Raw genomic sequence first — 25,903 nt, 5'->3', positions numbered from 1 at the left:
GCCGCGGCCGGTCCTGTCGCTCCGGCCGCGGCCCGCCCTGGGCCGCCGCTGTCACCCGGGTCGGTGCTCAGTCGCGGTCCTTGATCGTGCGACCGGGTGCGTACTGCTTCAGGAGATGCAGCCGGCCTTCGGGGCGGCACTGATGCAGCCCGCCTTGGGGGCGGCGCTGATGCAGCCGTCCTTCGCGGCCGTCGCCGAGTTGGCGGCGACCCAGCCCTTCCAGTTGGCGTCCTGGGCCATCTTCTTGACGAGCTTCTCCATGTCGACCTCCGCAAATGTGGTGGGGACAGCGGTACGACGACCAAGATCCGTACCGCCCGATCGAGCGTAAAAGGGGCCTCAAGGAGATGTCAAAGGTAGGTAAAGTGAACTGGTCGACGGCTGGGTGGAATTGGCTCGAACCGATCGTTAACGGGTCGCCAGTGCGGCAGGGCGGGCGTCTCCCTTGGGCTAGAAGTTGCGCTGCGCGCAGCCGTTGCGCGTTCCGTCCTGGGTGTACCTGGCCCACTTCAGATTCTCGAAGGACTGCTCGCCGTACAGGCCGTCGACGGCGATGGCGCGTCCGTAGCACGTCTTCAGGGCGAGCTGGAGGGCCTTGACGCCCTCTCCGGTGCTGCCGTAGTCCATCCAGCACCGCACGTTGTAGTACCCCTGGTACCGGACGTCCGGGATCTTGATCTGCTGCGTAGAGGTCAGGTTGTAGCTGATCTTGTGGCTGGACGAGCATTCCCCGACGTACGTCCAGGCGGCCGCCGAAGGGGCGAGGGCGGGGGCGCCGCCGAACATGCCGGCGTTCAGCGTGCCGGCCGCCAGGAGCGTTCTGAGTCGTTTGCCGAGGCGGATGGACATGGGTGGTCCTCTCATGAGGGGAGATGCGCGGATGCGGCGGAACAGTGCCGGTGTGCCGGTGTTCCGGAAGCCGGTGTCGGCCTCTCCCGTGGAGATTAGGGTTGGCGGGGGCCTCGGTCTTTGTCGTTCGTGAGGGGAAGTTTGTCCGTGGTGCACGGGGCCAAGTCGGCGCCGCAGCAAGCGGGTTGCTGTGCCTTGGGGGGGGGCGTCATGAGTCTGGTTCCGGACACCGCGCTCATACCGCCGCGGGACCGGGAGGAAGTCGTCCGGCACTCGGTGCGGGAGTCCGTGGTGGCGGCCGACATCGATCACCGGCCCGCGGCCGAGGACATCTCCGTACGCATAGGCCTCGGCGCCGTCGGACCCCTCAGGGTCTGTTCGGCGCGGGCGACCGCGGTCACGGTCCGCCGGACGGCGCGGCTGGCCCGCAAGGACGAGGAGCCGGCCGTCTTCCTCGGCCTGCAGATGACAGGCACCAGCCTGGTGGTGCAGAACGGGCGCGAATGCGTACTGGGGCCTGGGGAGTTCGCCGTCTACGAGACGAACGCTCCGTACACCCTCGTCTTCGACGAGGGTGTCGACCACCACTTCCTGCGGTTCCCCCGCGCGGCCCTCGCGCTCCCCGACCGGCTGCTGCGCGGGACCGGCACGGTCACCTTGGGATCCGGCGACCCCGTCGCGCGCCTCGCCTTCACGTACTTCTCCGCACTGGCCGCCGCTGACGAGCTGCAGCAGGGAGCCCACGCCGACGCCGTCGCGGAACCCAGTGTCGAACTGCTGCGTGCCGTCCTGACATCCCAGGCCGGCAACTCCCGCCTGGTCAGAGGGCCGTTGGAGGCGACTCTGAGCCTTCGGATCACCCGCTACGTCCAGCAGCACCTGGCCGAACCCGATCTGGCGGCGGCGCGGATCGCCGCCGCCCACGACATCTCCGTACGCCACCCCTATGCGGTCCTGTCCCGGTCGGGGATCAGCCTCGGCGACTGGATCCGCGCGCGCCGACTCGCCGAGTGTAGACGGGAGTTGGCGCAGCCGGGCGGGCGGCTGCGGACCATCGCCGCGATAGGGCGAAGCTGGGGCTTCGTCGACGCGACACACTTCAGCAAGGTGTTCAAGCAGGCGTACGGGCTCTCGCCCCGCGCCTGGCGCGAGCAGAGCCGCCCCCGCCCTCCACGCCACTAGGGCCTGTCGTCGAACTCCCGTCTGCCCGGCGACGCCCGGCACGGACGCTCGCTTCGTTGCCGAAGAGCCCGAGTGACTCCGCTACTAGGCAGTGTCGTCAAAGTGCCATGGCGGGAGCGGCGTTGGATGATGGTACGCGCAGGAAGTCCACCCAGGTGCTCGAACTTCGCGCGCGGCAGCGGCCCTGGAGGGCAGGCCCCCTCCCTCCTGCCCTCCAGGGTTCGCCAAGGACCGCCTGTCGCCCCCTGGTTGGTGGGGCGACGGACTGCTCGGCGGACGCAGGCGGAACCGTCCGTCAGCTGTCCTCATCGGCCGGGGCCCTCGTATCGACAGGGGCCAGCTTCGCGCAGTCCCGGTCGCGGATGGTCGCCGCGTTCCAGACGTCCAGCATGTTGCCGGCGTAGAGGTGGTGGATGGTCTTGTCCTCGATCCGCGCGGTGACCTCGTCGTTCTCCTCCAGCGACGACGGGGTGAAGTTGGCGCTGCCGGTGAAGGTGACGTACCGGTCCTTGCCGAGATAGTCCCCGACGACCGTCATGTTCTTCCCGTGCGTACCGTGCTCGCGCTGGGCGGCGGGGAAGCCGCGGATCTGCGGACCGGTGTAACCGCCGTCCTTCTTGGTCAGCGCCTCGCACGCCTTCTCGGAGATCTGGTTGGCCACGATCTGCACCCCGCATCCCGTCCGCCCCATCTCCCAGAGCTTCTTGGCGAGGTCCGTCTTCGCGAGCCACCAGTGGTCGATCCGGATCAGCGCCCCCTTGTCGCAGTCCACGCCCTTGAGGATGTTGACGAAGGTGTTGGCGCCCTGCCGCGGGTGGAAGTACGTCTTGACGTTCTTGTACGTGGCCGGCTTGCCCTCCTTCGTGTTGTAGTAGTCGTCGTTCTTGGTCTCCGCCCGCAGGTCGTAGAAATAGTCGCGCATACGGTCGTAGAGGCCGTCGTTGCCGACCCGCGTGTAGGCGCTGTTCCAGCCGCCGGTGCCGCCCACGGTGTCGTCGCCCGTGAGGTTCGCGGTCGTGATGAAGGTGACCTTGGACTGCCGCAGGGTGTCGGAGAACAGGGCGAACTTGCTGTGCTGGTACGCGGAGCCCTTGTCCCCGATGCACCCCGAGCCCTTGGAGCAGAGCTTCGCCCAGGTGGAGTCCTTGCCGTCGTCCTTCATCGCATCGTCGAAGTCCTCGTAGATTTTCGGGTGCTTGTTGAGGGTCCGGTAGTCGGCGATCACCTTCACGGCCACGCCCCGCTCGGCGGCGTCGGTGAGGCTCGCGGCGACGTCCTCGTCGCGGAAGAGGAAGGTGCTCAGGTGGATCGAGCCGTGCTCGGATCCGCCGATCAGGCGGATCAGCTGGTCCTTGACCTCGGTGCCACCCGGCTTGCTGAACACCGCACTTGTGCCGAGGTCCGGCGGCGGCGCCGCTGTCGAGGTGGTGGGCGCGCCGAGCCCGAACGCCGCGAGGATTCCGGCAGCGACGACAAGAAGAATTCTGCGCATGCCGGTCACCTCTGCATCTGTGCGGCCGCGTCGGTGGCCGGCGCGGGGTGCGCCGCGGTCGTCGTACGACCCGGTTCGCGCGCCGCGGTCGTGCGCACGCCCGTGAAGGCCGTGGTGATCTTCGGACGCTTAAGGGTGAGCATGAGCAGGTCTCCTTGGCTCCGTGCGCGCGGCCGCCCCCACGAGGACGGTCACGCCAGGTCGTTCGGTCGTCCGGCCAGGCTCGTGACGCGCACCCGCGACCCGCAACGTGTTTCGGCCTGGCCCGAACCATGCGGACGGGGGAGCCTGCGGGGCCGGAAGGCGTGGATGTCCGAGCCCGACGAGGGCGCCTGAGCGCCGCGCCCCGCCCCGCCCCGGCCCACGGCGACTACGACCTGATCGAGTTCCTGCGCCGGGCTGGGTGACGTTGTTGCTGATAGTGGCCAACTGGTCGGCTGCGCCTTCCACTGCGTCGGCGGCGCCGTCGACCACAGGCGCGCCGGTGTCGTCCGGGGCGACGTTCGCCAGGGCGTCCGGTACCACCGCAACGACCGGGCGCGGTCCCGTCTTCTTCCAGGCAGTCGACGGTTCGATGCACGTCCCGGTCACGGCGACGGGCTGCCCCGCGGAATCCGTGGACGGCGGGTCAGATGACGGTGCCGATGTCCTTGGCGGTGATGCTGTCCATGGCGCGCTCGGCGACCGCGGCGATGGTCATCGAGGGGTTGCAGGCGCCCGTGGTGCCGGGGATGGGCGCGCCGTCGAGGACGTAGAGGCCGCGCTGGCCCTGGACGCGTCCCTCGAGGAGGGCACGTTCCGGGAGCCGGACCCGGACGGCCGCGGAGTCGTATCGGCGGATGGAGTCATGGCGGCAGACTAGGTCGGCGCGCGGCGGGACAGACCGAACCCGGGGGGCCCGTAACGGAGTTGAGGCGGAAGCGCGATCCCCGGTGACCTTCGGAGCTTGTGACCGAACACCGTCGCTCGGACATCCTCTGGGGCTCTCCTGGTCTGAGACGATCAGTGAGTCCGTAGAACTGAACACGGAGGGGAAGAACATGATTGTTCTGGTGCTGCTCGGCATCTTGGTGCTCACCGTCGGTGGGTGTGCATGCGTGGTGTGGGCGGCGCGCGGTGGGCCCCGCTGGGTCCGCGGCGTAGCGACAGCGACTCTCGCCGCGGGTGAACTGGTGCGTCACTCCCAGAAGGACCGACGCCGGGGCCCGAGCAGCAGCGGCGATGGCTAGGAACGGTCAATGCCGCCTGCCAACTTGCCAACCTGCCAGGATCACCTGTCAGAGTTCAGCGGTTGGGGTGCGCCACATTGGTTGAGGGCGAAGAGCAGCGGCCAGAACGTGAAGTTCCACAGAGACCGTTGTCCCCGGCCGTCGACAGCCGGGGACAACGGTCTCTGCTGTGCGACGGAACCTGCGCTTCCTCTCATACTCCGCTCCGGTGCAAAGTCGAGCCCCCCCCCGGGCCGTACGCCTCCGGCTATCGCTGAGGGTCGGTGCGCACGTGCGCACGTACCCCTTGCAGGCCGAACAGGATCAGCAGCTCGACCACGCCGCCGTCAGCGCTGCCCAGCCAGTGCGGCAATGACGTGTCGAACTCCGCTGCCTCACCCGGCGGCAATGTCAGGTCGCGCTCGCCGAGCACGAGCCGCAGCCGACCGTTGAGCACAAAGAGCCATTCGAAGCCCTCATGGGTCTGTGGGGTCGGCTCCCGCGGTTCCAGTCGACCAGGAATGATCATCTTGAACGCGTGCACCCCGCCCGGCCGCCGGGACAGCGGCAGGAAGGTCATGCCGAACCGCTCGATCGGCTTGAGGTGGATCCGCGGATCACCTGTGCGCGGGGCGCCGACGAGGTCGTCCAGCGGAACGTCATAGATGCGGGCCAGCGGCAGCAACAACTCCAGGCTCGGCCTGCGTAGTCCGCTCTCCAACCGGGACAGCGTGCTCTCCGAGACGCCGGTCGTCGCCGCGAGGCCGGCGAGGGTGATCCCCCGGTCGCGGCGCAGCGCACGTAGCCGCGGACCCACCGCATCGAGCACGTCGTCGTCCGCAGGCTGCTCCATCGGGCCACCTTGCCATAACCGCAAGATTCCGTGCCAAGGCAAAGGGCGCTCGCAAGACTGAACGCAATCCGACCGACCCGAGGAGGTCTTGATGAGCACCACCGATGCGGTCGCGTTCTGGGACGGCGTCTACGCGGCCCGGCCCCGAGCCCGCGGCCCACAGCCGAACGCACGCCTCACCGAGACGGTGACAGGCCTGCCGCCCGGCGACGCGTTGGACCTCGGATGCGGCGACGGCGGCGACGCGCTGTGGCTCGCCCGCCATGAGTGGTGCGTCACCGCCGTCGACATCTCAGCCGTGGCGGTCGAGCGGCTCGCCGCCCTCGCCCGCTCACAGGGCCTGGGCGAGCGTCTCGTCGCCGAGCGGCACGACCTGCGCGAGTCCTTCCCGTCCGGCGAGTTCGACCTGATCTGCGCCCACTACCTGCACACGGCCTACGACCTGGACCGGGCGGCCGTCCTGCGCGCGTCCGCGCACGCGCTGCGCCCCGGCGGGCGGCTGCTGATCGTCGACCACGGCTCGACCGCGCCGTGGTCATGGGACCAGGACCCCGACGTCCGGTACCCCAGCCCCCGAGAGGTCGCTGCGGGCATCGGCCTCGACCCGGCGACGTGGACCGTGGAGCGCGCCGACACACCCCGTCGTACGGCGAGCGGACCTGGCGGGCACACCGCCGAGGTCACCGACCATGTCCTCCTCATCCGCCGCGCCGCCTGACGCGGCGGCCGGCCTCGAAGGCAAGGAGCTCCCCGTGCCCAGCCCCACGCGCCGCGACCGGCGCCGCGACACCCCGCCGCCCAGGACCGCGAACAGCGAGAGCGAGGTCCTGCGTGGATTCCTCGACTACCTCCGCACGTCGATCGCCGCGAAGGTCGACGGCGCTCCCGAACCCCAAGTGCGTACAGCCGCAGTGCCGTCAGGCACCAACCTGCTCGGCCTGCTCCACCATCTGACCTTCGTCGAACGGTCGATGTTCCTCGGGGACGACGTCGCTGACTGGAAAACGACCTTCCATGCCGCGCCGACCGACAGCGTGGCCGATGTCGTCGCCCGCTACCGAGACGCGGTCGAGCGCGCGAACGAAGTGCTCGACGGGTGCGCCGACCTCGGCGCACCCCTTCCTCGGCCGCGGCCGGGCCGCCCTGCTCCCAGCGTTCGCTGGGCACTGACCCACATGATCGAGGAGACCGGCCGGCACGCCGGTCACGCGGACATCATCCGTGAACTGACCGACGGCTCCACCGGCCGCTGAGTGTCCGGCCGGATATCCCGGGCTTGGTGTGTGAGGCTGCCTCTACTGTTGCCTCATGGGGAACTACTTCCAGACCTTCGTCGATCTCGACGCCACGCATGCGGACGCCCGGGCCCTGGCCGACAGCGGACTCGACTGGCTGGTCAGCGAGGGGATCGTCCGGGCCGAGCTCACGGACTGCGTTCTCGGGGCGCCGTTGGGGCATCCGCCCGGTCCCTCCTGGGCCAAGGTGGTCGGCCCAGAGGACTGGGAGCCCGGCGGCGGGCTGAAGGTCGAGACCGAGCGCACCGTATTCAACTGCGGTCAGGGCGACCCCATGTTCGCGAAGTGCCCCCATTGTGCCGGCCGGACGGATTTCTGCACCGAATGGCTGGAGGAGATCGAGGGGGCGTGGGAACCCTTCAGCGAAGCCATCGGCGACTGGAGCGACACAGGCAGGGCGGCAGTCACCTGCCCGCATTGTCGGCGCCCTGGTGACCTGACCGCGTGGACCTGGTCGGACGGCTACTTCGCCTTCGGGTATCTCGGCTTCGAGTTCTGGGACTGGCCCGACTTCAGCCCCGGCTTCCTCGAAGGCCTGTCCCGTGCGCTCGGGGGACATCGCGTGGTGCTCATGGAAGGCAAACTCTGACGGAGCCGGAGTTCGCACGGCTACTGCTACCCCGATCAGTCAGGCGCCGACCACAGGCGGGCGCCGGTGTCGCCCGCTTGAACTGCTCGGCGCATTTCGGGGATCGGGGAGGGGAGCGCCGCCGCGCTCTGGTAGCCGGGGACTGCCCCGCTGTCTAATGTCGGCATGGGATGGTTGAGCCGCTGGCGGGACGAACGTGAACAGCGGCAGTTGGCCCAGGCGCGAGAGGTGGCCGATCAGCGGGCCGCTCAACTGGCCGGCCAACGGCAGCGGCAGCAGGACCAGTTGGCGGCCGGGGTGGCGGCGCGGGAGCGGAAGCGGCGTGCCAAGTGCGAGGGCATTACGGAAGAAGTGGACCGGCGCCAGGCGGGGGGACAGCTTTCACCGTTGCAGGCGGCGAAGGTCCTTCGGGAAGCGATCGCCAGGGCTGACAAAGATCCCGGCCCGCTGGACTACCGGCACTCCGCGGTGATGCCGGCAGCGATCCGTCAACTTGTCACTGACGTCATTTCCAGTATCGGGGGAATCGCCCGCGTCGACGCACCCGCGGCGCCGTCCGACCGTGTGATTTCGCCAGCCGGCCGGCGTGCCGAGCAGCGCAAAGCGCGTGTGCGTGCCCAGGCGAGAGACAAGGCCTGGAAGAAGGAAGAAGCCCGCAAGGCGGAGCAGGAGCGAGCGCGGGAGGAGGAAAGCGAGCGGGCCTTCCAGGAATGGCGCGAGGGCATGAAGGACCGCCTCCAGAATCCTGCCAAGTCCCCTCGCCCGCGCGGCAGGGAGGAGGCGGAGGAGGAAGCGCCCGAATTGTTGGCGAGGGCCGGTCTGCCGCCCGGCAGGAACGAGCTCAGGATCGCGGTGCGGTTGCTCATGCGCAATGAAGAAGTGGCGCCAGAAAAGATGCGGCGCGTTTTCGACTCCTTCGAGGGGATGTACGAGAATCAGGTGCGCCGGTTCAAGGAGAGCGGCGGGCAAACGCCATGGCCGAGTGCGGAATCCCTGATCGACAAGCTCTTCTGACGGTGACCACGGCGTGAGCAGAGTCGCGAGTGCCCGGATGGCGCACGTGACGCCATCCAACCTGCCGAGCCCCCCCCAGCCACCCCCCAGCCACCCCCCGTATCCCTCGCCTTCCCGTCTCAGTGCCGACGCTGGGCGGCCATCCACTGCCAGACGTGAGTTCCCTTGACTCTCGGGTCGTTGCGGGCGACATAGATCCATGACCAGTGGCCGTTGAACTGGTGGCCGTCCCAGACGACGTGGTCGTACAGCGTCATCAGCGAGTCAGGGATCACCTCGTGCGCGTGGACGGTGTTGGCCTGCGGGTCCACGGTGGGGTCGTCGTTGGAGGCGACGAGCCAGCTGGGGGTGCTGATCCGCGCCAGCTCGCTGTCGGGAAGCAGTGGCGCGCCACCGGGCGGGAAGGCCGTGACAATGCCGCAGATCGGCACGGACGCGGCGAACATGGCGGGGTAGACGGTGGTCATCTTCATGCTCATGTAGCCGCCGTTGCTGCAGCCGGCGACGTAGATCCGGTCACGGTCGATGTGGTTCCCGCGGGTGACGTCGTTGATGATCTCGCGGATGAGCGGGGCGAAGCGGGGGCCGTCCGCCATCCAGTAGGAGGTGCTCTGCGGGGCGACCACGTAGGCGCCGTCGAAGATGCCCTGTGCCTCCGGGGTGGCGAAGCCCAGTGCGCCGCGGTTGGCTCGCAGCGTGGTCTCGTTGTCGTAGTAGTTGTTGGGCAGCGAGGCACCTTCGCCGCCGCCGTGCAGCCACACGACCAGAGGTCGCCCGCTCCTTTGCGAGGAACGGGCACCGACGGGTGAGTACAGCCGGTACTTCATTCCCGAGCTGGATGTGTGGGAGCTGAACGCGTCCACCTCGGGGTCGGACAGCCGAGGGTTCTGCACGAAGCTCGCGATGGTGACCTGTCGGCGGTCGCGCAGGGCGATCGGGGCGTGCTGGGTCAGGGTGTAGGCGAGGTCGAGCATCACGTTGCGGCCCGCGGCCGAGAGGTAGCCCAGCGTGCCGCCCCCGACCTGGCCCTCGCCATGGCTCAGTTCGAGCACGATGTCGCCGCGGCGGTCGAGCCGCACGGCGGTGACCGAGCGGTCCAGGTCGTACTCACCGCTGATGCTCTCGCCTGCCGCGAGGGGGAACGGACGGGTGGCCTTGGCGTGCACGCTGAAGGTGTCGTTGGTCAGGCCGGCCGGGTCGATCGGGCCGAGGCGAGAGGTATCGAGGGTGATCGAGGTGACTTGTTCGCCGCCGTCGAGCACCTGGGCGTTCAGGGTGAATCTCACACTCGTGGTGGCGCGTTCGGCGGCGTGGGCGGTGACACCCGGCAGGGACAGGCCGGCGGCTCCCGCGCCGGCGGCCAATACGGTGCGGCGGCTGATACGTGTTGCCATGCGGGCTCCTTGTGGTCCTTGTGGGATGCGGAGAATTCATCGGGACTCGATCATCGAACTCGTCTGTGCAGTAGTCGAGTTGAGTACCAGTCAGCATGTCCGGACGGCGATGTGCCTTGCGCCACAGGCATGCCGCGCCTCACGGGAAGGCGCGGCCCGCCGATTCACCGCTTCGCCCGTGCCATGTCCGCGGCGAAATCGCCCCAGTCGTCCGCGCGCCGGAAGTTGCTCGCGTCCGAGGTCTCCCCGGATCCGTCATGGCGAGCCACCTGGGGGTAGGGGCAAAGGGGCCGGGTCATCGAGACACCGTTCTCCGGGCGGTCTCTCACGTATTTGGTGGCGACCATGTCCCGCGGGGCGGCGCCCCGCTCGACCCAGTTCCTGACGGCGGACAACGCGTCGAAGGAATTCGGGCCCGGGCCCCCGGTCACATGTCCGCCGCCGGGGACCATGAACAGCCGGTAGAAGTCCTGGACTTCACGCAGCGACGAGCGGGCATCGGGGCCGCCGTTGTCGCGCAGGACGCGGTGGTAGTACTCGATGGGCAGCGTCGCCGCCTGATAGTCGTCGCTCCATCCCTGGGTCATGATGAGCTTCCCTCCGCGCTCCTCGAACCGCGAGAGGTCCGTACGCGTCGCGTCGATCTTGGGAGCCAGTCTCTTCTCGACCAGATCGGCGTCCTTGTCGAAGTGGAGCCGCTCCAGCTGGAAGCCGCAGTCACGCGGGTCGTTCAAGGTCGGGTCTCCCCGGACTCCGTCACGTCCCGAACAGGCCGCCAGCACGGCGTCGTTGAGCACCTTCCGGTCGACCGCGCCGAGCACGCCGTCCGGGTTCTCGGCGATGGGCTGCGCGGTCCACAGGACCGACATCATCACGTGGCTGTAGTCCATCCCCGGGCTCTTCGAAACGATTCCGTCGTAGTCCTCGGGGTAGTACTGCGCCTCGATCATCCCCTGGCGGCCACCGGTGGATCCGCCCACGAAGTAGGAGTACTTCGGCCCCGCCCCGTAGCGCGCGCCCAGGATCTCCTTGGCTCGCACCGTCATCAGGTGAATCGATGTCCGCCCCCACATCTCGAGCTGATACTGACCGTGGAAGGCATCCAGACCTCGAACCTGAGGCTCGGAGCGATCTTCGCGGTCAGGCGACAGAACGCGGGCAGGTCCCGGTACGTCTTCCCGTCGGGAGCCTCGTAGTCGCCGCGAGGGACCTGCTGCGCCGACACTATCTCCGTATCCGTCAAGGAGAGCCCCGTGAGGGAGGTGCACGAACTGCCCGTATGTGACGCCCTGTTGGCTGCGGCGGCGCCGGAGGCACCCGGAATCTGCGGAACGAGCAGGACACAACTCACCATCGCCGCCCGTAGGAGCGGGACTCGCACCGGCCTCGTCCTCGTCGACCGTCGCGCAAACGCCATGGTTCTCCCTTGCCTGAGTCCAGGGCGAGATGATCGCGAGTGATCGATGGACCGGCAAGGCACTCAGTCCACTGAGCGGACCCGTCGAGTGTGGCGCTTCAGAGCTTCAGCGCTTCAGGGGAGGCGTATCGGGAATTTCCGTCTCAACCTCAGCGGCTCGCGGGACGCCACTCGAACATCACGATCGTCGCGTCGTCGTGCAGCCGGTTGTCCTGGGCGTCGACGATGGAGTGGATGAGCCGACGCAGTGTCTCCGGCGGCAGTTCACCGGTGGCGGTGGCACGGACGATGTAGTCGACGAACCGGTCGAGTCCCAGTTCGTCGCCGCGCTGGGTGCGGGCCTCGGTGACACCGTCGGTGTACATCAGGACCCGGTCCCCCGGTTCGAGCTGCATTTCGTGCACCCGCCGAGGGGTCGAGGCGAAGGTCGCGGGCAGCCCCAGGGGCGGGTCGGCGTCCCGCTCCAGCGCGTCGGCCATCAGGTGCTGGTCCCGGATCAGCAACGGCGGCGGGTGCCCGCAATTGATCCAGCGCAGGCCACCGGTGGCGAGGTTCAGCTGGCACAGGATCGCGGTGCAGAACTGGTCGGGCAGCCATTCGGCCAGGGCCTCGTCGACGGCGTCCACCAGTTCGGAGAGGTCGGCCCCTGTGCGGCGGGCGTTCCGGCAGGCGGCGAGCGAGACCACGGTGGTCAGCCCCGAGGCCAGGTTGTGCCCCATCGAGTCCAGGATCTCCGCGTGGAGTGTCGTATCGGTCAGGGCGTGATCGAAGGCGTCCCCGCCGATTTCGTAGGCCGGTTCCATGACCGCTGTCGAGACCGCGTGGGTGGTGCCGATGGTGCGGGGCGGCAGGTAGGCGCGCAGCATCTCGGCGGGCAGCTGCATAGGCGCGGTGCGGGCACGGCGGACGTAGGTGTCCTTGAAGGCCCGCTTCGAGGTGACCATCATGGCGCACAGGTGGGCCAGCGTTCTGCCGCGTCGCAGGGAGAGCGGATCGAGCGCGGGCGCGTGCACGGCGAGCACTCCCAGCCGCTCGACGCCGTCCACCATCGGCAACCAGGCGGTCATCCCGCCGAGCTCGGACTCCTCCACCCGCAGGGACTGTGTGCGATACGCCCAGCCTGCGAGCGAGTCGTCGATGGGGAGCGTCGGGACCACATCGTTCAAGGGGGCGAGCTGACGCTGTTGCAGATCGGCCTGGTAGACCACGGCGCTCTGCAGCCCGAGCGCCTTGGCGCAGCGCGCCACCGCCGTGGTCAGGTCCACCGCCGCATTGCGCGGGTCGGCCAGGAACTCCCCGAGGGCACTGTCCGCGGTCTCGGGCACCGTCAACGCGATCACTCCCTGTCCGGTCGGTACGGACGGCCTCCAGGCAGTCTCTCCCCGCGCGCCGGGGACCGCCTCCGGGCCGCCGACTGCCGCGACACGAGTGAAGGCACCCGCCGGGGCCCACGTACGGCCCGTCCTCCGCATGCCGGAGGGTGTGTTCTGCCCCAGGGTGGATACGCGGGGTCGTGGACCGGACCGCGCTTCGGACGTCGGACGAGGGAGCAGAGCGCCCATGGCAACCGGTGGCTTCGACTCGGCAGTGTCACTGACCGTGAACGGCAAGGGCTGCGATCTCACGGTCGACCACCGGTCCACATTGCTGGACGTCCTGCGCGAACGGTTGGATCTGACCGGCGCGAAGAAGGGGTGTGATCACGGCCAGTGCGGCGCCTGCACGGTGCTCGTCGATGGGCGCCGCGCCAACAGCTGCCTGCTGCTGGCCGTGGCCCAGGAGGGATGTGACATCACCACGGTCGAAGGTCTGCGCGCCGACGACGGTGTTGATGGCCTAGGTGGCCTAGATGGTCTATATGGTGAGGGCGCGGGCGGCGATGGCGAGGGACACCTGCACCCCCTCCAGCGCGCCTTCCTCGCCCGGGACGCCTTTCAGTGCGGCTACTGCACACCCGGTCAGCTCTGCTCGGCCGTCGGCGCCATCGCCGAGGCCCAGGCGGGCCACCCCTCGTACGTGACGGATCCGGGCGCGGATCCGGGCGGCGGTCCCGTCGCGCTGAGCAGGGAGGAGATCCGCGAGCGGCTCAGTGGCAATCTGTGTCGCTGCGGGGCCTATCCGCACATCGTCGAGGCCGTCGAGGACGTGACCCGATGAAAGCCTTCCAGTACGTACGGGCCCACAGCGTCGACGAGGCGACCGCGGCCCACGCGAGTCACCCCGGCTCCCGCTACCTGGGCGGTGGCACCAACCTCGTCGACCTGATGAAGCTGGGGGTGGAGACGCCCGGAACACTGGTCGATGTCAGCGGGCTGCCGCTGGACACGGTCGAGGAGATCGCCGACGGGGCCGTGCGCGTCGGGGCGACCGTCCGTAACAGCGACCTCGCCGCCCACCCCTTGGTGCGCGCCCGCTATCCCGTGCTCGCGCAGGCACTTCTCGCCGGGGCCTCGGGGCAGCTGCGCAACATCGCCACGACCGGCGGCAACCTCCTCCAGCGCACCCGCTGCCCCTACTTCCAGGACCTGGGCAAACCCTGCAACAAACGCGAGCCCGGCACCGGCTGCGGGGCGCGCGACGGCGTCCACCGCGACCACGCGGTCCTGGGGCACTCGCCGCAGTGCATCGCCACCCACCCCTCGGACATGGCGGTCGCGCTCGCCGCACTCGACGCCGAGGTGGAGCTGCATGGCTCGGAGGGCCGGCGCACGGTGCCCGCGGCCGAGTTCCACCGGCTGCCCGGCGACCGCCCGGACCTGGACACCGAGATCGTGCCCGGCGAACTCGTCACCGGCGTCCTGCTTCCGGCCGCCACCGCCGGACTGCCCTCCGCCTACCGCAAGGCGCGCGACCGTGCCTCGTACGCCTTCGCGCTCGCCTCGGTGGCCGTCGCCCTGAAGGTCGAGGATGCCGTGGTCCGCGAGGTGCGCATCGCGTTCGGCGGTCTGGCGCACCGCCCCTGGCGGGCCCTGCGCGCCGAGCAGGCACTGACGGGCGGGGCCGCGGACGACGACGCGTATCAGCGGGCCGTCGACGCGGAACTCGCGGCCGCCGAACCATTGCGCGACAACGCGTTCAAGGTGCGCCTCGCCCGCAATCTGGCATGCGACATGCTGCGCCGCCTGACGCCGCCCGGAGCTTCCTGACACGGCACAACACGGCACACACACCGCCTCACCCCACCCGCTCTTCAGGGAGAAGAACCATGCCGGACACCACCAGCGTTCTCGGGTCGCCTGCCGTCCGCAGGGAAGGCCCGGCCAAGGTGACCGGGGCCGCCCGTTACGCGGCCGAACACACCCCCGAGGGTTGTGCCCACGCCTGTCCGGTGCCGGCCGAGGTGGCACGGGGTGAGGTCACCGCCGTCGACGACACGGCGGCGCGGGCCCTGCCCGGTGTCGTCACGGTCCTGACCCACCTCAACGCGCCGCGCCTGGCCGAACCGGACGACGCGACGCTCGGTGTGCTCCAGAACTCCCGTGTCCCGCACCGCGGTTGGTACGTGGCGCTCGTCGTCGCCGACAGCTTGGAGGCGGCACACGAAGGTGCGGCCGCCGTCCGTGTCACCTATGCCGAGGAACCCCACGACGTCACCCTGACCGCCGACCACTCCGACGCCTACGTTCCCGAGGACACCGACGGCACCTCGGGCGAGCACGTACGCGGTGACGCCGACGCCGCGTACGCCCGCGCCGACCACCGGGTCGATGTCATCTACCGGGTGCCACCGCTGCACAACCACCCGATGGAACCGCACGCGGCGACCGCCCACTGGGAGGACGGCCGGCTCACCGTGTACGACTCCAGCCAGGGCGCCAGCACGGTACGCGACGTCCTGGCCGGCCTGTTCGAGCTGCCGAAGGACCAGGTGACCGTCATCTCCGAACACGTCGGCGGTGGCTTCGGCGCCAAGGGCACACCACGGCCGCACGTGGTGCTCGCCGCCATGGCGTCACGCGCCACCGGACGGCCGGTCAAACTCGTCCTGCACAGGCGGGAGTTGGCGGCCGTCGTCGGCCACCGCTCGCCGACCGTGCAGCGGGTGCGGCTCGCGGCGGAGGCCGACGGCACCCTCACCTCCGTAGTGCACGAGGTGACGTCACACACCTCCCGTATCAAGGAATTCGTCGAGACGGCGGCCGCCGTCACCCGCGTCATGTACCCCTCGCCGCACGCCCGCACCACCCACCGGGTGCTCCCGCTCGACGTGCCCAGCCCCTCCTGGATGCGCGCACCGGGGGAGGCGCCGGGCATGTACGCCCTGGAGTCGGCGATGGACGAACTCGCGGAAACCCTCGGCATCGACCCCGTCGAACTGCGGCTGCGCAACGACACCCAGCGCGAACCCGACAGCTCCCGCCCCTTCAGCAGCCGCCACCTCGCCGAATGCCTGCGCGAGGGGGCTCGCCGCTTCGATTGGTCCGCCCGTGACCCGCGCCCGCGCTCACGAGCCGAGGGGCCCGTCCTGGTCGGTTCCGGCGTGGCCGCGGCGACGTACCCCGTGAACGTGGCGCCGTCGCGCGCGAGCGCCCACGCCGCGCCGGATGGCAGCTACGTCGTCCGGATCAACGCCACCGACATCGGGACCGGCGCGCGTACCGTCCTCGCCCAGGTCGCAGCCGACGCGCTCGGTGTCCCGGTGGATCGTGTGCGTACCGAAGTCGGCAACAGCGACCTCCCCACCGCCTCACTCGCGGGCGGCTCCTCCGGCACGGCCTCCTGGGGCTGGGCCGTCCACGAGGCCTGTACGCGACTGGCGGCGGACCTCGCCGAGCGCGATGGGCGGATTCCGTCTGCTGGGCTCGATGCCACGGCCGACACGGCGGGCCGCGCCGACGCCGACAGTGCCTACGCGCGACACGCCTTCGGCGCACACTTCGCCGAGGTCGGTGTCGACACGGTGACCGGCGAGGTCCGCGTTCGGCGCCTGCTCGGTGTCTACGCGGCGGGCCGCATCCTCAACTCCCGTACGGCACGCTCCCAGTTCATCGGCGCGATGACGATGGGCCTGGGGATGGCCCTCACCGAGGGCAGCACGCTGGACCCCGCCTTCGGCGACTTCGTGGAACGCGACCTCGCCGCCTACCACGTACCGGCGCACGCCGACGTACCCGCGATCGAGGCGCACTGGATCGACGAGGACGACCCCCACCTCAACCCCATGGGCAGCAAGGGCATCGGCGAGATCGGCATCGTCGGAACGGCCGCCGCCATCGGCAACGCCGTGCACCACGCGACCGGCGTCCGGCAGCGTGAACTGCCGATCACGCCGGACCGGGTGCTGGCGGGCGGCGGCTGAGGGCGGCCCTTGAGAGCGTTGGCTGAGGGTGGCCGCTGAGGTGCCTACTCCTAGATCTGCTCGGGATCGATCGGAATCTCGGGTGCCGTGTTCTCGGCGCGCTTCTCGGCGGTCAACTCCCGTGCCACGGTGCCGCAGCAGCGGTTGAACTGGTTCTGCCAGTCCGCCATGAACGGGTCGTACTGGGACTGGCCGACCAACTTCAGGTCCGACTCGTCGTTGTGCCAGACGCCGTTGCTCGTCCAGTTCGCGGAGCCGACGAACACGACTCTGGCGTTGGACGAACTCGCGTAACCACCGCTGACCATCATGTACTTGTCGTGCGTGTAGTGCAGGGCGTTGCCGTTCGCGTCGATGCCGCGGGAGGTGTCGTGCACCTCGATGTTCGTCCGGTCCTTCAGGTAGTCCTCCACGCTGCCGTCAACCTGACCGGCGGTGAAGAGTATCCGTATCTTCACGCCGGACTTCCCCAGGCTCACCAGCTTCTTCGGCAGCTCCAGGTAGTTCCGGTCGCCCGGCTTCCCGTGAGCGGTCCACTGGAACATGGCGATGTTGATCGTGGCCGGCGCCTTGACGTTGTTCAGGAAGTCGACCCAGGTGTCGCTCTTGGAACGTGCCTTGGGCCACTGGTACGAGGGCGGGGACAGTGTCGTCCGGGCGTCCGTGCCGCTGGTGGTGTTGTAGTAGTCGGGCACCAATGGGCCCGGCCCGTTGAGCGCCCCCTTCGACATGGCCGTGAAGTAACGGACGTAGGAGTTGTACAGGTCGACGTTGCCCTTGACGGTGGCGGCACTGTTCCACGCGGTTCTGGCCTGGGCGGAGGTGGGGTTGGCGCTGCTGACGGTCACCGTCCGGTTCGCGTCGCTCCCGCCGCTGAGCATGTAGTACTTCGCGTGCAGGGCGGAGCCGGAGTAGTGGGTCAGGCAGCCGCCCGGGCACAGCGCGGCGAAGCTGGAGGCCCGCGGGTCGTTGCCCAACTCGGTGACCAGCGCCTGCCAGGTCGCATTGTCGCTGTGATGGTCCATCAGGGCCTTGACGATGACGCCTCGTTGGTGCGCGGCGATCAGGGCGTTGGCGAATTCCGGGCCCGGGTGCGTGCTGCCGATGGAGTACATGGCGACGCGTATGGTCTGCCCGCAACTGGCGCTGTTGATCGACTCGATGATCGGTCCCAGGACGTTCATCTGGGCGTCGGGGTCCTCCGGGTCGCTGAAGCTCGGGCCCGGTCTCGAGGTGAACGTCCGGTTCTCGCAAGTGAGCGGAGCCTTGGCCTTCTTGACCGCGGCATGCGCCGTCGTCGGCGACAGCGCGGTGACGGCCAGCGCGGTGATCAACGTGAGCGTGCGCTTCATGGGCGGGCCTTTCGCGGGGTGGGTGACGATGCCGAGGCGAGGGTGTTTGGTGCTGTGCTGATCGACCGGTGAGTGGTCGCCCAGGTGGGCGGGCTGAACCACTCATGGCTTCGGATCAGCTGACGGCGTTCGTCCCGAACATCGGGTGGCCGTCGCCGTTGATGCCGCTCGCTGCGGCGACGCGCACGTGCGTCGGAGGCGGGGTGGTAAGGCGGCGTATGTGCTTGGCCATGCGTTGAGCTCCTGCAGGGGGCGGAGGCGTCCGGCGGACATCCCACGTTGATGAGGTGTTGACCCGTCGGCGTTTGCCCCAATTTGTCGCAGGAGTGACCCGCCGTTCGGCACACAGGAGACTCGCCAAGGCGTCCGAGGGTTGCACGAGAAAGCAGGGAAGCGGCCGTGACGCTGAGCAGGTTGATCCGGAGGGCGAGCCAGTAGGCGTGCCGTCGGCGCAGGGCGACCCCGCCACCTGGCGCGGCGGGGGAGCATTGCGCTCAGGTGCGGCGAATGGGGGCCCGCAGTTCGACGGTGTATCCGCCCTGCATCGCGACCGTCGGGGACACCCCCGCCAGGTGGCGGGAGCCGCTTCCGCCCGAGGAGGGAGGGCGGCCGTTCTGGAAGGCCTGCCGCGACCAAGAAGGCGTCCTCGCCCCGATGCGGCACTGACTGTATCCGCGTTTCCGGTTGCGGTGATCTCGTGAACCGCCCCTGCGTGGCTTGAGGTGTCCATACCATCCAGGTGGGAGGTGTGCTGACTCATGTCCATCAGGGAACCCGACGCGAACCACTCGGGTGCGTCGCACGAGCGATTCCGGCTGCTGCCAGTGGACGACGTGGATCTGGCAGTAGAACACGAGCGGCTTTCAGTAGAGTTGCAGCGGGTGGTGGACGAGGTGCGTCCACTGTCGGACGCTCTTCTCCGGGGAGAGGAACGGGTCGGCCTCTGGGATGAGCGGAAGCAGAAGAGGGATGCACAGAAACAGCTGGAAGCCCAGTTGGCTCAGCTGGTGCAGTGGATGCGGCTGAATCCGGAACAGCGGCGACACGAGAGAGCCGAACGCCGGCAACTGGAAGAGCGGGAGCGGCTCGCTGCCGAACGCGAGCGAGCAGTCAAATACGAGCAGATCATGGGCAAGTGGCCGCCAGTGGCGGGTGAGTGGGAAGAGTCCCTCGAAGTCGAGGAGGAAGACGATTACTCCGGCTCGGATGCCGTTGCGATCGATCTGGGCGGGAGCGTCACGGTGCTCATCTGTGCCTGGATAGTTGCTCCCTACGCTCAGGGACTTGCCGGACAAGCGGCTACCGGAACGTATCGCGCATTCGCCAATAAACTCATCGATGTTTTGGCAAATCGGCGTCAGTCAGGTGGCCGGCGGTGGGATCTGGTGGTCCTCAGGACGCCCGATGGAAAACTCACGGTGCAGATCCCCGGCGATCTCCCCGAGGAAGTTCACGCTGCCCTGGTGCGCGACTTCGTTGACATCGTCGACAAGGCGGCCGACGGTGAGCGTATTGACCTGAGTTGGGACGAGAGGACCCGAAGCTGGATCAACCGAAACTCCTGAGCGTTGATCTGTGGCTCTTGCCCTCGGCCGCCGGAAGTAGACTCGCAATGGTGGATGTCGACCGAATCATCAAGCGAAGCACCGTCGCCCTGGCGCGAGACTTCAGCACTCGCCTCCTGGCCTGTCTCGTATTGATCGCCGCCCCCATCGGCCTTTCGAAGGCGGCCAGTTGGGACTCTCCGTTCATGGGTGTTTTCACCCTCCTCGGAGTCCTCGGAATCATCCTCATGGGCTTCCGCTTCCCTTACGCGTTCCTGTGGCTGCGACGCTGCAAGCGGGCGCTGCGCCTCTACCCGCTCGAATATCGCCCGCACGTCATTCAGAAGGGCGAGAATCGAAGCCGCTACGGAACGGTCTTCACGCTCCGCATCAGGGACCATCAACCAGGCCGGGAACCACAGATGAAGGCCGTCAACGCACTCGAACGACACGCCTGGCCCGCGGGCATCGGGCGCGGCGTCTGGATCGCCGGCGACCTTCCCTTCGGTGGCGTGATCGTGACACCGGACAGCGGCGAACTCATGGTCATGCAACCGGAGAAGTGGGACAAGCTGGCAGCTGAGCGTGACAACGCAAGCTCCGATCGCACGGCCAGGGCGCGGCAGGCCGGCTTCGACGCACTACGCATCCGGTGAGGTGAGGGCGGGCGGCACCGGCGCGTGCACGTCTGATCGTCGAGGTCACACGAGCTGGTGTGCCGCGTCGAGGAGTTCGCGGGTGTGCGGGTGGCAAGCCTCGGGTGTCGCCAGCGCCCGCGCCGGCAGGGTCTCCACGATCCTCCCGTCGCTCAGGACGGCGACGCGGTGGGCGAATGAGGTCACCACGTTCATGTCGTGGCAGATGAACAGGTAGCCGAGCCCCAGCCTTCGCTGCAGAGACTCCAGCAGGTCGAGGACCCCGGCCCGCACGGTCGGATCGAGCCCGGACACCGGTTCGTCGAGGATCAGCAGCTCGGGGTCGGAGGCGAGGGCCCGCGCGATGCCGACGCGCTGGCACTGGCCGCCGGAGAGTTCGTGGGGGCGGCGGGCGCCGAGAGCGGGGTCGAGGCCGACCTGGGTCAGCAGTTCCTCCACCCTGGCCGGACCGGCCTTGTCGTCCCAGCGGCCCTGTACGCGCAGGGGTTCGGCGATCGCGTCGCGGATGCGTTGGCGCGGACTGAGCGAACCGTGCGGGTCCTGGAACACGGGCTGGATGCGCGGACGGAGCGGCCGCAGCTCCGTGTCGTCGACGTCGAGCAGTTCCCGTCCGGCGAACCGGACCGATCCGGAGGCGGCGGGGCGCAGGCGCAGGACCGCCTCGGCGGTGGAGGACTTGCCGGACCCGGAGGTGCCGATCAGGGCGAGGGTCTCGCCGCGTGCCACGTCGAAGGAGACCTTGTCGACCGCTGTCACGGGAGACTCGCCGCGGCCGCGTCCTGGGTATCGGACCGTCAAGGCCCTTACGGACAGCAGGGGTTCGGGAGTTTCCGCCGGTGTCGAGCGCTGTCCGCGCAGGGTCGCGTCGAGGAGCCTGCGGGTGTACTCCGCCTTCGGCTCGCTCAGGACCTCGGATGTCGGGCCGGTCTCCTGCACCGTCCTTCCGTGCAGGACCGTGACCCGGTCCGCCCAGCGTCTGACGAGCGGCAGGTCGTGCGTGATCAGCAGGAGCGCCGCTTCGGACGCGGCCCGTTGCTCGGCGAGCAGGTGGAGGATCTGCTCCTGGAGGAGCGGGTCGAGCGCGGTGGTGGGCTCGTCGGCGACCAGGAGCCGGGGCCGGTGCAGGGTGGCCATCGCGATGACGGCGCGCTGGCGCATGCCGCCGGAGAACTCGTGCGGGTAGGCGCGGGCGCGTCGCCCGGCGTCCGGGATGCCGACGCGGTCGAGGGCGGCGACGGCGGCGGCCCGGGCACCTCGTCGGTCGAGCCCGCCCAATGACCGTAGGGACGCGGCCAGTTGGTCGCCCACGGGGTGCACGGGGGAGAGGGCCGACAGTGCGTCCTGCGGTACGTACCCGATGGTGTGTCCCCACAGTCGGCGCTGCCCGCCGGGCTCGATGTCCTGCCCGGCGAACCGGATGCCGCCGGTCATCGAGGCCCCGTACGGCAGCATCCCGAGCACGGCCCGCGCCGTCAGGGTCTTGCCCGCTCCTGACTCCCCGACGAGGGCATGCGTCTCGCCGGAGTCGATGTTGAGGGACACGTCCCGCACGAGTGTGGCGCGGCTCCCGGGCGCCGTGATCGTCAAGTCCCTTGTCGAGAGCAGGGGGCCGGGGAGCTCGGGCGGCGACTCGGGTGGCACGGAGGGGTCCATTCTTCGAACGGGGTTCGGGGTGTGGGGTGGGTGCGCAGGGGTGTGGGGTTGATGTGTCACCGGGAGGGCGGCGTGGCGCCGTCAGGTCTCAGGATCCGGCTGCGGCCGCCACGGGATCCGAGGGGAGCGGAGCGTGCCGCTTGCGGACCGCGGCGCCGCCCCATGAGAGCGACGACACGGATACCGCTAGGCCCGCCAGTGCGGCCAGCGCAAGGGCGGGGGCGAGCGCTGCCCACGGGGCCCGTTCCAGGTAGGCGCGGGACTCGTCGAGCAGCAGGCCCCACTCCGGTGCGGGTGGCTGCGCGCCGAGGCCGAGGAAGCCGAGCGAGGCGAGGGCGAGTGTGGTGCCGGGCAGGCGGAGTGCCGCGTGCCGGGTGACGGGTCCGACGACGGCGGGCAGGACGTGCCGGGTGAGGATGCGGCCGCGGCTCGCGCCCAACGCCCGTTGCGTGACCAGGAATCGGGAGGCTCGCACCTCGCCGACCAGTGTCGCGGCGTGTGCGGCCAGCGGAGGCCAGGCGGTGAGGGCGACCGCGAGGGCGGCACCCGTGGCACCGGGCCCCGTGGCGGCGGCGACGAGCAGCCCGACGATCACCGGGGGCAGCGCGTTGGCGACATCCGCGAGACCGGCCGAGAACACCGGCAGGAAACCGAGAGCGAGCCCGGTCAGCGCGCTCACCGCCGTGACGGCGGCGGCCATGCCGACGGTGGACGCGGCGCCGTGCCCGAGCCGGGCGAGGACGTCCCGGCCGAGCCCGTCCGTGCCCAGCGGGTGGGTGAGCGAAGGGGGAGCGAGCCGCGCCGCGGTCTCCACCGTGTACGGGTCGCGCAGCAGGCCCGCGACGACGAGGGAGAGGAGACCGATGCCCAGGACGGCGGGGACGGCAACGCTCGACCAGGTGGCAGGCGTCGACTGTGTTGCACCCAGGGAGAGTTGTGCGTCCCGCAGGCTCGGACCGAGCAGTCGCCGACGCACCAGATGGGCCAGGGCGCCGGCCGCGAGGCCCAGCGCCAGCAGGGCCAGCACACATGCCTGAAGCAGCGGCACATCCTGCGACTTGGCCGCGCCCAGGGCGGTGCGCCCGATCCCCGGGATCGCGAAGACCGTCTCCACGGCGACCGCGCCGCCGGTCAACCCGACCGCTACGAGCCCCAGTTGAGGCACCACGGCCGGTACGGCCCGGCGCAGGCCCGCGAGCGCGATCCGCAGCGACGACACCCCGGAGGCCCGCCACAGCTCGACCCACCGTTCCCCGTACGCACCGGGCAGCGCATCCGAGACGAGCCGCCCGAGCAGCCCGCCCGCCGGAACACCCATGGCGAGGGCGGGCAGCACCATGTCCTGGGGCCCGCTCCACCCGGAGGTGGGCAGCCACCCGAGCCAGAGCCCGAGCAGCAGCAACCCCACGGTGGCGAGCAGGAACTCGGGCACGGACGCGAACATCGCCGCCCCCGCCCCCGTACTCGTCCGCCCGGTCAGCGTCCCGCGGGCCCCGCGCACCACGGTCCGCGCGCACAGTCCGGCCGCGAGCAGCAGCGCCACCCCGAGCGAGACACCCATCAGGGCCAGCGACACGGTGAGCGCCGACAGCACACCCGGCGCGACGTCCGTGCCCGACACCCAGGACGTACCGAGCTCGCCGCGCGTCAGCCCGCCCAGCCAGTGGCCGAGCTGAGCCAGCGGACCGTTCCCGAGCCCGAGGTCGTCGCGCACCGCGGCGAGCGCCTCGGGCGTCGGCTCCTGCTCCGCGGAACGCGCCCGCAGCACGCTCAGCGCCGGATCCTTGCCCGACAGCCAGGGCAAAAGCCCGACACAGGCGACCACCGTCACGAGCGCGACACCACGACCGAACAGGGCCGCCCCCAGGGGCGAACGCCCGTGTACACGCATCACGACGCCCCTACTTCACGTACGTGTCGACGCCGACGAGTTCCCGCTCACGCGGGTCCTTGATCGAGCCGACGACGTTCGTCGCGTCACCCTGGATCACCCGCTCGTGCAGCATCGGGATCGCGGCGTCGGTCTTCAGGACGGCGGCTTCGGCGTCCATGATCCTGTGGCGCCGCTTGTCACCGGACGGGGTCTCGCCGGCCGTGTCCAGGGCGGTGTCCACTCCGGCGTCGGCGAGCTGCGGGATGTTGAAGGAACCGTCGGAGGCGAAGTCGCTGTAGAGGTACGCGGCCGGGTCACCGGAGTCGAGGATCGTGGCCCGCGAGAGGATGAAGGCGTCGAACTCGCCGTCCAGGGCGTCGGCTTCGATGTTCGCGTACTCGCGGATCTCCAGCTTGACCTTGAAGCCCGCCTTCCGCAACGGCTGCTGCAACACGGCGGCCACCTCCGGCAGTTCGGCCCGGTCGGTGAAGGTGCCGATGGTGATCTCCGCGCCGTCCGGGTCGGTGGCCTTCGCCCGCCCGGTGGTCTGGGAGCGCAGCTTCCCGGCCCACGGCAGCGCGGGTCCGAGCAGCCCGTCGGCGACGTCGGCGCGCCCCTCGTACACGCCCTTCACGAGGGAGCGTGCGTCGATGGCCTCCCGGGCGGCGGCCCGTACCCCGGCGGCGCGGAACGGCCCCGACTCCGTATTGAGGTAAAGGGTGTTGGTGCGCGGCATCGGCACCTCGGTGATCTGGTTCTCCTCCAGCAGCGACGCCTGGGCGACGGGAATCGCCTCGACGATGTCGGCCTCCCCGCTGCGCAGCGCGGCGGCGCGCGCGGTGCCGTCGGGGATGTACTTCACATCGATCCCGGCGGCCTTCGCCGCACCGCCCCAGTAGTCGTCGTACCGGTCGAGCGTGGCGTAGCTCGTGCCGCCGGACCTGGTCAGCTCGAACGGCCCGGTACCGGCACCCACCGGATTCACCGCCTTCTTCCCGTACGCCTTCGCGGCCAGGATCGACAGCTGCGGCGAGGACAGGCGCTGGGGGACGAGCGGGTCGACGTCGGCCGTGGTGATCCGTACGCCGCGCGCGCCGTCGGCGGCCACGTCCAGGTCCACGCCGTCGAGGATCCGCGGCTTGGGCGAGGCGCGCACGGCGCGTTGCAGGGACCGTACGACGTCGGTGGCGGTGAGCTTCGTGCCGTCGTGGAAGGTGACACCTTCGCGCAGCTCGAAGGTCCAAGTGCGGCCGTCCTGTCGCCACTTGGTGGCCAGCATCGGCTGCGCGTCGCCTTCGGCATCGAGCCGTACGAGGGTCTCGGCGGTCGACCAGCGCGAGAGCTTGAACGCGTCGTCGCTCAGCGGGGACAGGCCGGAGCGCGGCGGCTGCATCATCGCGACCCGCAACCGCTTGCCGCCCTCGCCGGCGCCGTCGGACGGAGCGGAGGACGCGAAGCAGCCGGAGAGCGCGGGGACGGCGATCACGGTGGCGGACACGGCGGCCAGCAGGCCGCGCCGGGAGAGGGCGCGGCGGGTGGCGGGGGCAGGCGGGAGCACGGCACATCCAGGCAATGAGGAGGCAATGGAGGGGTAAAGCTGCGGGTGAGGGAATCTAGCATATGACAATCATTTTCATCAATCGGCCGCAGATCACCGGGCGGCGCTGACACCCACCGGCATCCATGCCATGGATCACCGGCATCCGCACTCGCGATGACCCGGAGGATTCCCAACCGGGCCCTGCTTGAGCACAGTTGCGCATACCGCCGCGTGCCCTCCAGGAGGTGCACCACCCCCCATCGGCCGAGGACTCCTGGCACCGGCACACCGCCCCTCCGAGAGGACACCGTCATGGCCCGAACCCGCCCCGGCACCCCGCCATCGGCCCCGCGGCCGTCCGCGGTGCGTGTCTCCGTCGTCAGCGGGCTGATCGGGGGTGTCATCGGGGCGGTGGTGAGCGCCGCCGTCAACTACCTGATCGTCGGTGTGCCCGCGAGCGCCGGGGCCAACGCGGCCAACCATGCCGTGTCCGGGTTGATCAACGGGTTTCTCGCCGGGTTCCTCGGGCTGCTGATGTATCTGCGCCGGTCCGCACGGCACTCCGCCGGTGCCGACGAGGCGCGCCCGGACCGGCCGGGCTCCGTGCTCCCGGCGCCGCCAACCACGTCTCCCACCGCTCCCGTCTCTCCTGCTTCCGACGTCTGAGACACCTCGCCCGCGTCCCGTCCGGCC

25 protein-coding genes are annotated in these 25,903 nt (G+C 69.8%); 13 read left to right on the top strand and 12 right to left on the bottom strand.

Annotated features, from left to right (window positions below):
• Positions 1-108 precede the first annotated feature (108 nt).
• Both ACFV9W_RS24670 and ACFV9W_RS24665 read right to left on the bottom strand, forming a co-directional pair.
• Positions 109-261, bottom strand: a complete 153-nt coding sequence (locus ACFV9W_RS24670; protein WP_385764437.1) for a hypothetical protein — start codon at positions 259-261, stop codon at positions 109-111.
• A gap of 189 nt (positions 262-450) precedes the next feature.
• Positions 451-849, bottom strand: coding sequence for a hypothetical protein (locus ACFV9W_RS24665; RefSeq protein WP_385764435.1), 399 nt, complete (start codon positions 847-849; stop codon positions 451-453).
• Between the two features lie 210 nt (positions 850-1,059).
• Here ACFV9W_RS24665 and ACFV9W_RS24660 point away from each other — a divergent pair, with 210 nt between their 5' ends.
• Positions 1,060-2,031: a helix-turn-helix domain-containing protein gene (locus ACFV9W_RS24660; protein WP_385764433.1), complete on the top strand. Its 972-nt coding sequence runs from the start codon at positions 1,060-1,062 to the stop codon at positions 2,029-2,031.
• Positions 2,032-2,326: 295 nt separating this feature from the next.
• Here ACFV9W_RS24660 and ACFV9W_RS24655 read toward each other — a convergent pair whose 3' ends face one another.
• Together ACFV9W_RS24655 and ACFV9W_RS24650 are read right to left on the bottom strand one after the other, a co-directional pair.
• Positions 2,327-3,523: a phosphatidylserine/phosphatidylglycerophosphate/cardiolipin synthase family protein gene (locus tag ACFV9W_RS24655; RefSeq protein WP_385764431.1), complete on the bottom strand. Its 1,197-nt coding sequence runs from the start codon at positions 3,521-3,523 to the stop codon at positions 2,327-2,329.
• 5 nt (positions 3,524-3,528) lie between these two features.
• Positions 3,529-3,666 carry a hypothetical protein gene (locus tag ACFV9W_RS24650; RefSeq protein WP_385764429.1) on the bottom strand — a complete coding sequence of 46 codons (138 nt, stop codon included), beginning with the start codon at positions 3,664-3,666 and terminating at the stop codon, positions 3,529-3,531.
• A gap of 489 nt (positions 3,667-4,155) precedes the next feature.
• On the opposite strand from ACFV9W_RS24650, the gene ACFV9W_RS24645 reads away from it, so the two are divergent.
• Together ACFV9W_RS24645 and ACFV9W_RS24640 are read left to right on the top strand one after the other, a co-directional pair.
• Positions 4,156-4,278, top strand: coding sequence for a hypothetical protein (locus ACFV9W_RS24645; RefSeq protein WP_385764427.1), 123 nt, complete (start codon positions 4,156-4,158; stop codon positions 4,276-4,278).
• A 285-nt stretch (positions 4,279-4,563) separates the two neighbouring features.
• On the top strand, positions 4,564-4,752 hold the full coding sequence (locus ACFV9W_RS24640) for a hypothetical protein (RefSeq protein ID WP_385764425.1): 189 nt from the start codon (positions 4,564-4,566) through the stop codon (positions 4,750-4,752).
• A gap of 247 nt (positions 4,753-4,999) precedes the next feature.
• Here the strand turns inward: ACFV9W_RS24640 and ACFV9W_RS24635 are convergent, their stop codons facing one another.
• Complete coding sequence (locus tag ACFV9W_RS24635; protein WP_385764423.1) at positions 5,000-5,584, bottom strand: helix-turn-helix domain-containing protein; 585 nt, start codon at positions 5,582-5,584, stop codon at positions 5,000-5,002.
• 91 nt (positions 5,585-5,675) lie between these two features.
• On the opposite strand from ACFV9W_RS24635, the gene ACFV9W_RS24630 reads away from it, so the two are divergent.
• The 4 genes from ACFV9W_RS24630 (at position 5,676) to ACFV9W_RS24615 (ending at position 8,482) form a co-directional block, all read left to right on the top strand.
• Entirely contained in the window at positions 5,676-6,302 is a 627-nt protein-coding gene (locus tag ACFV9W_RS24630) for an SAM-dependent methyltransferase (protein WP_385764421.1), read from the top strand.
• Positions 6,303-6,336: 34 nt separating this feature from the next.
• Positions 6,337-6,837 carry a DinB family protein gene (locus ACFV9W_RS24625; RefSeq protein WP_385764419.1) on the top strand — a complete coding sequence of 167 codons (501 nt, stop codon included), beginning with the start codon at positions 6,337-6,339 and terminating at the stop codon, positions 6,835-6,837.
• Positions 6,838-6,892: 55 nt separating this feature from the next.
• Positions 6,893-7,468: a hypothetical protein gene (locus ACFV9W_RS24620; protein ID WP_385764417.1), complete on the top strand. Its 576-nt coding sequence runs from the start codon at positions 6,893-6,895 to the stop codon at positions 7,466-7,468.
• Between the two features lie 165 nt (positions 7,469-7,633).
• A complete protein-coding gene (locus tag ACFV9W_RS24615) occupies positions 7,634-8,482 on the top strand; it encodes a hypothetical protein (protein ID WP_385764415.1) in 849 nt (282 codons plus the stop codon).
• Between the two features lie 119 nt (positions 8,483-8,601).
• On the opposite strand, the gene ACFV9W_RS24610 is transcribed toward ACFV9W_RS24615, so the two are convergent.
• The 3 genes from ACFV9W_RS24610 to ACFV9W_RS24600 all read right to left on the bottom strand — a co-directional run bounded on the left by ACFV9W_RS24610 (position 8,602) and on the right by ACFV9W_RS24600 (position 12,618).
• Positions 8,602-9,876, bottom strand: coding sequence for a prolyl oligopeptidase family serine peptidase (locus tag ACFV9W_RS24610; RefSeq protein WP_385764413.1), 1,275 nt, complete (start codon positions 9,874-9,876; stop codon positions 8,602-8,604).
• Between the two features lie 164 nt (positions 9,877-10,040).
• Positions 10,041-10,949: a tannase/feruloyl esterase family alpha/beta hydrolase gene (locus ACFV9W_RS24605; protein WP_385764411.1), complete on the bottom strand. Its 909-nt coding sequence runs from the start codon at positions 10,947-10,949 to the stop codon at positions 10,041-10,043.
• Between the two features lie 493 nt (positions 10,950-11,442).
• Entirely contained in the window at positions 11,443-12,618 is a 1,176-nt protein-coding gene (locus tag ACFV9W_RS24600; RefSeq protein WP_385764448.1) for a PP2C family protein-serine/threonine phosphatase, read from the bottom strand.
• 235 nt (positions 12,619-12,853) lie between these two features.
• Between ACFV9W_RS24600 and ACFV9W_RS24595 the strand changes: the two genes are divergently transcribed.
• From ACFV9W_RS24595 to ACFV9W_RS24585, 3 genes are read left to right on the top strand one after another with little or no spacing between them, the layout of a single operon-like run.
• Positions 12,854-13,450 carry a 2Fe-2S iron-sulfur cluster-binding protein gene (locus ACFV9W_RS24595; RefSeq protein ID WP_385764409.1) on the top strand — a complete coding sequence of 199 codons (597 nt, stop codon included), beginning with the start codon at positions 12,854-12,856 and terminating at the stop codon, positions 13,448-13,450.
• Entirely contained in the window at positions 13,447-14,439 is a 993-nt protein-coding gene (locus ACFV9W_RS24590; protein ID WP_385764407.1) for an FAD binding domain-containing protein, read from the top strand. The genes ACFV9W_RS24595 and ACFV9W_RS24590 overlap by 4 nt, the downstream gene beginning before the upstream one ends.
• A gap of 59 nt (positions 14,440-14,498) precedes the next feature.
• Complete coding sequence (locus ACFV9W_RS24585; RefSeq protein ID WP_385764405.1) at positions 14,499-16,592, top strand: xanthine dehydrogenase family protein molybdopterin-binding subunit; 2,094 nt, start codon at positions 14,499-14,501, stop codon at positions 16,590-16,592.
• A 50-nt stretch (positions 16,593-16,642) separates the two neighbouring features.
• Here the strand turns inward: ACFV9W_RS24585 and ACFV9W_RS24580 are convergent, their stop codons facing one another.
• Entirely contained in the window at positions 16,643-17,944 is a 1,302-nt protein-coding gene (locus ACFV9W_RS24580) for a phosphatidylserine/phosphatidylglycerophosphate/cardiolipin synthase family protein (protein ID WP_385764403.1), read from the bottom strand.
• Positions 17,945-18,702: 758 nt separating this feature from the next.
• Between ACFV9W_RS24580 and ACFV9W_RS24575 the strand changes: the two genes are divergently transcribed.
• Both ACFV9W_RS24575 and ACFV9W_RS24570 read left to right on the top strand, forming a co-directional pair.
• A complete protein-coding gene (locus ACFV9W_RS24575; protein ID WP_385764401.1) occupies positions 18,703-19,509 on the top strand; it encodes a hypothetical protein in 807 nt (268 codons plus the stop codon).
• Between the two features lie 47 nt (positions 19,510-19,556).
• A complete protein-coding gene (locus ACFV9W_RS24570; RefSeq protein WP_385764399.1) occupies positions 19,557-20,144 on the top strand; it encodes a hypothetical protein in 588 nt (195 codons plus the stop codon).
• A gap of 45 nt (positions 20,145-20,189) precedes the next feature.
• Here the strand turns inward: ACFV9W_RS24570 and nikE are convergent, their stop codons facing one another.
• From nikE to ACFV9W_RS24555, 3 genes are all read right to left on the bottom strand, one after another.
• Positions 20,190-21,785 (bottom strand): nickel ABC transporter ATP-binding protein NikE, encoded by a 1,596-nt coding sequence (nikE, locus tag ACFV9W_RS24565; RefSeq protein WP_385764397.1) that lies wholly within the window; start codon positions 21,783-21,785, stop codon positions 20,190-20,192.
• 100 nt (positions 21,786-21,885) lie between these two features.
• Complete coding sequence (locus ACFV9W_RS24560; RefSeq protein ID WP_385764446.1) at positions 21,886-23,688, bottom strand: ABC transporter permease subunit; 1,803 nt, start codon at positions 23,686-23,688, stop codon at positions 21,886-21,888.
• A 10-nt stretch (positions 23,689-23,698) separates the two neighbouring features.
• Positions 23,699-25,228, bottom strand: a complete 1,530-nt coding sequence (locus tag ACFV9W_RS24555) for an ABC transporter substrate-binding protein (protein WP_385764395.1) — start codon at positions 25,226-25,228, stop codon at positions 23,699-23,701.
• A gap of 294 nt (positions 25,229-25,522) precedes the next feature.
• Between ACFV9W_RS24555 and ACFV9W_RS24550 the strand changes: the two genes are divergently transcribed.
• Complete coding sequence (locus ACFV9W_RS24550; protein WP_385764393.1) at positions 25,523-25,876, top strand: hypothetical protein; 354 nt, start codon at positions 25,523-25,525, stop codon at positions 25,874-25,876.
• Positions 25,877-25,903 lie beyond the last annotated feature (27 nt).

Source organism: Streptomyces sp. NPDC059897, from assembly GCF_042730865.1.
Classification (GTDB): Bacteria; Actinomycetota; Actinomycetes; order Streptomycetales; family Streptomycetaceae; genus Streptomyces.
Note: the sequence above shows the minus strand (reverse complement) of the source record. Positions and strands in the feature narration are given on the sequence as shown.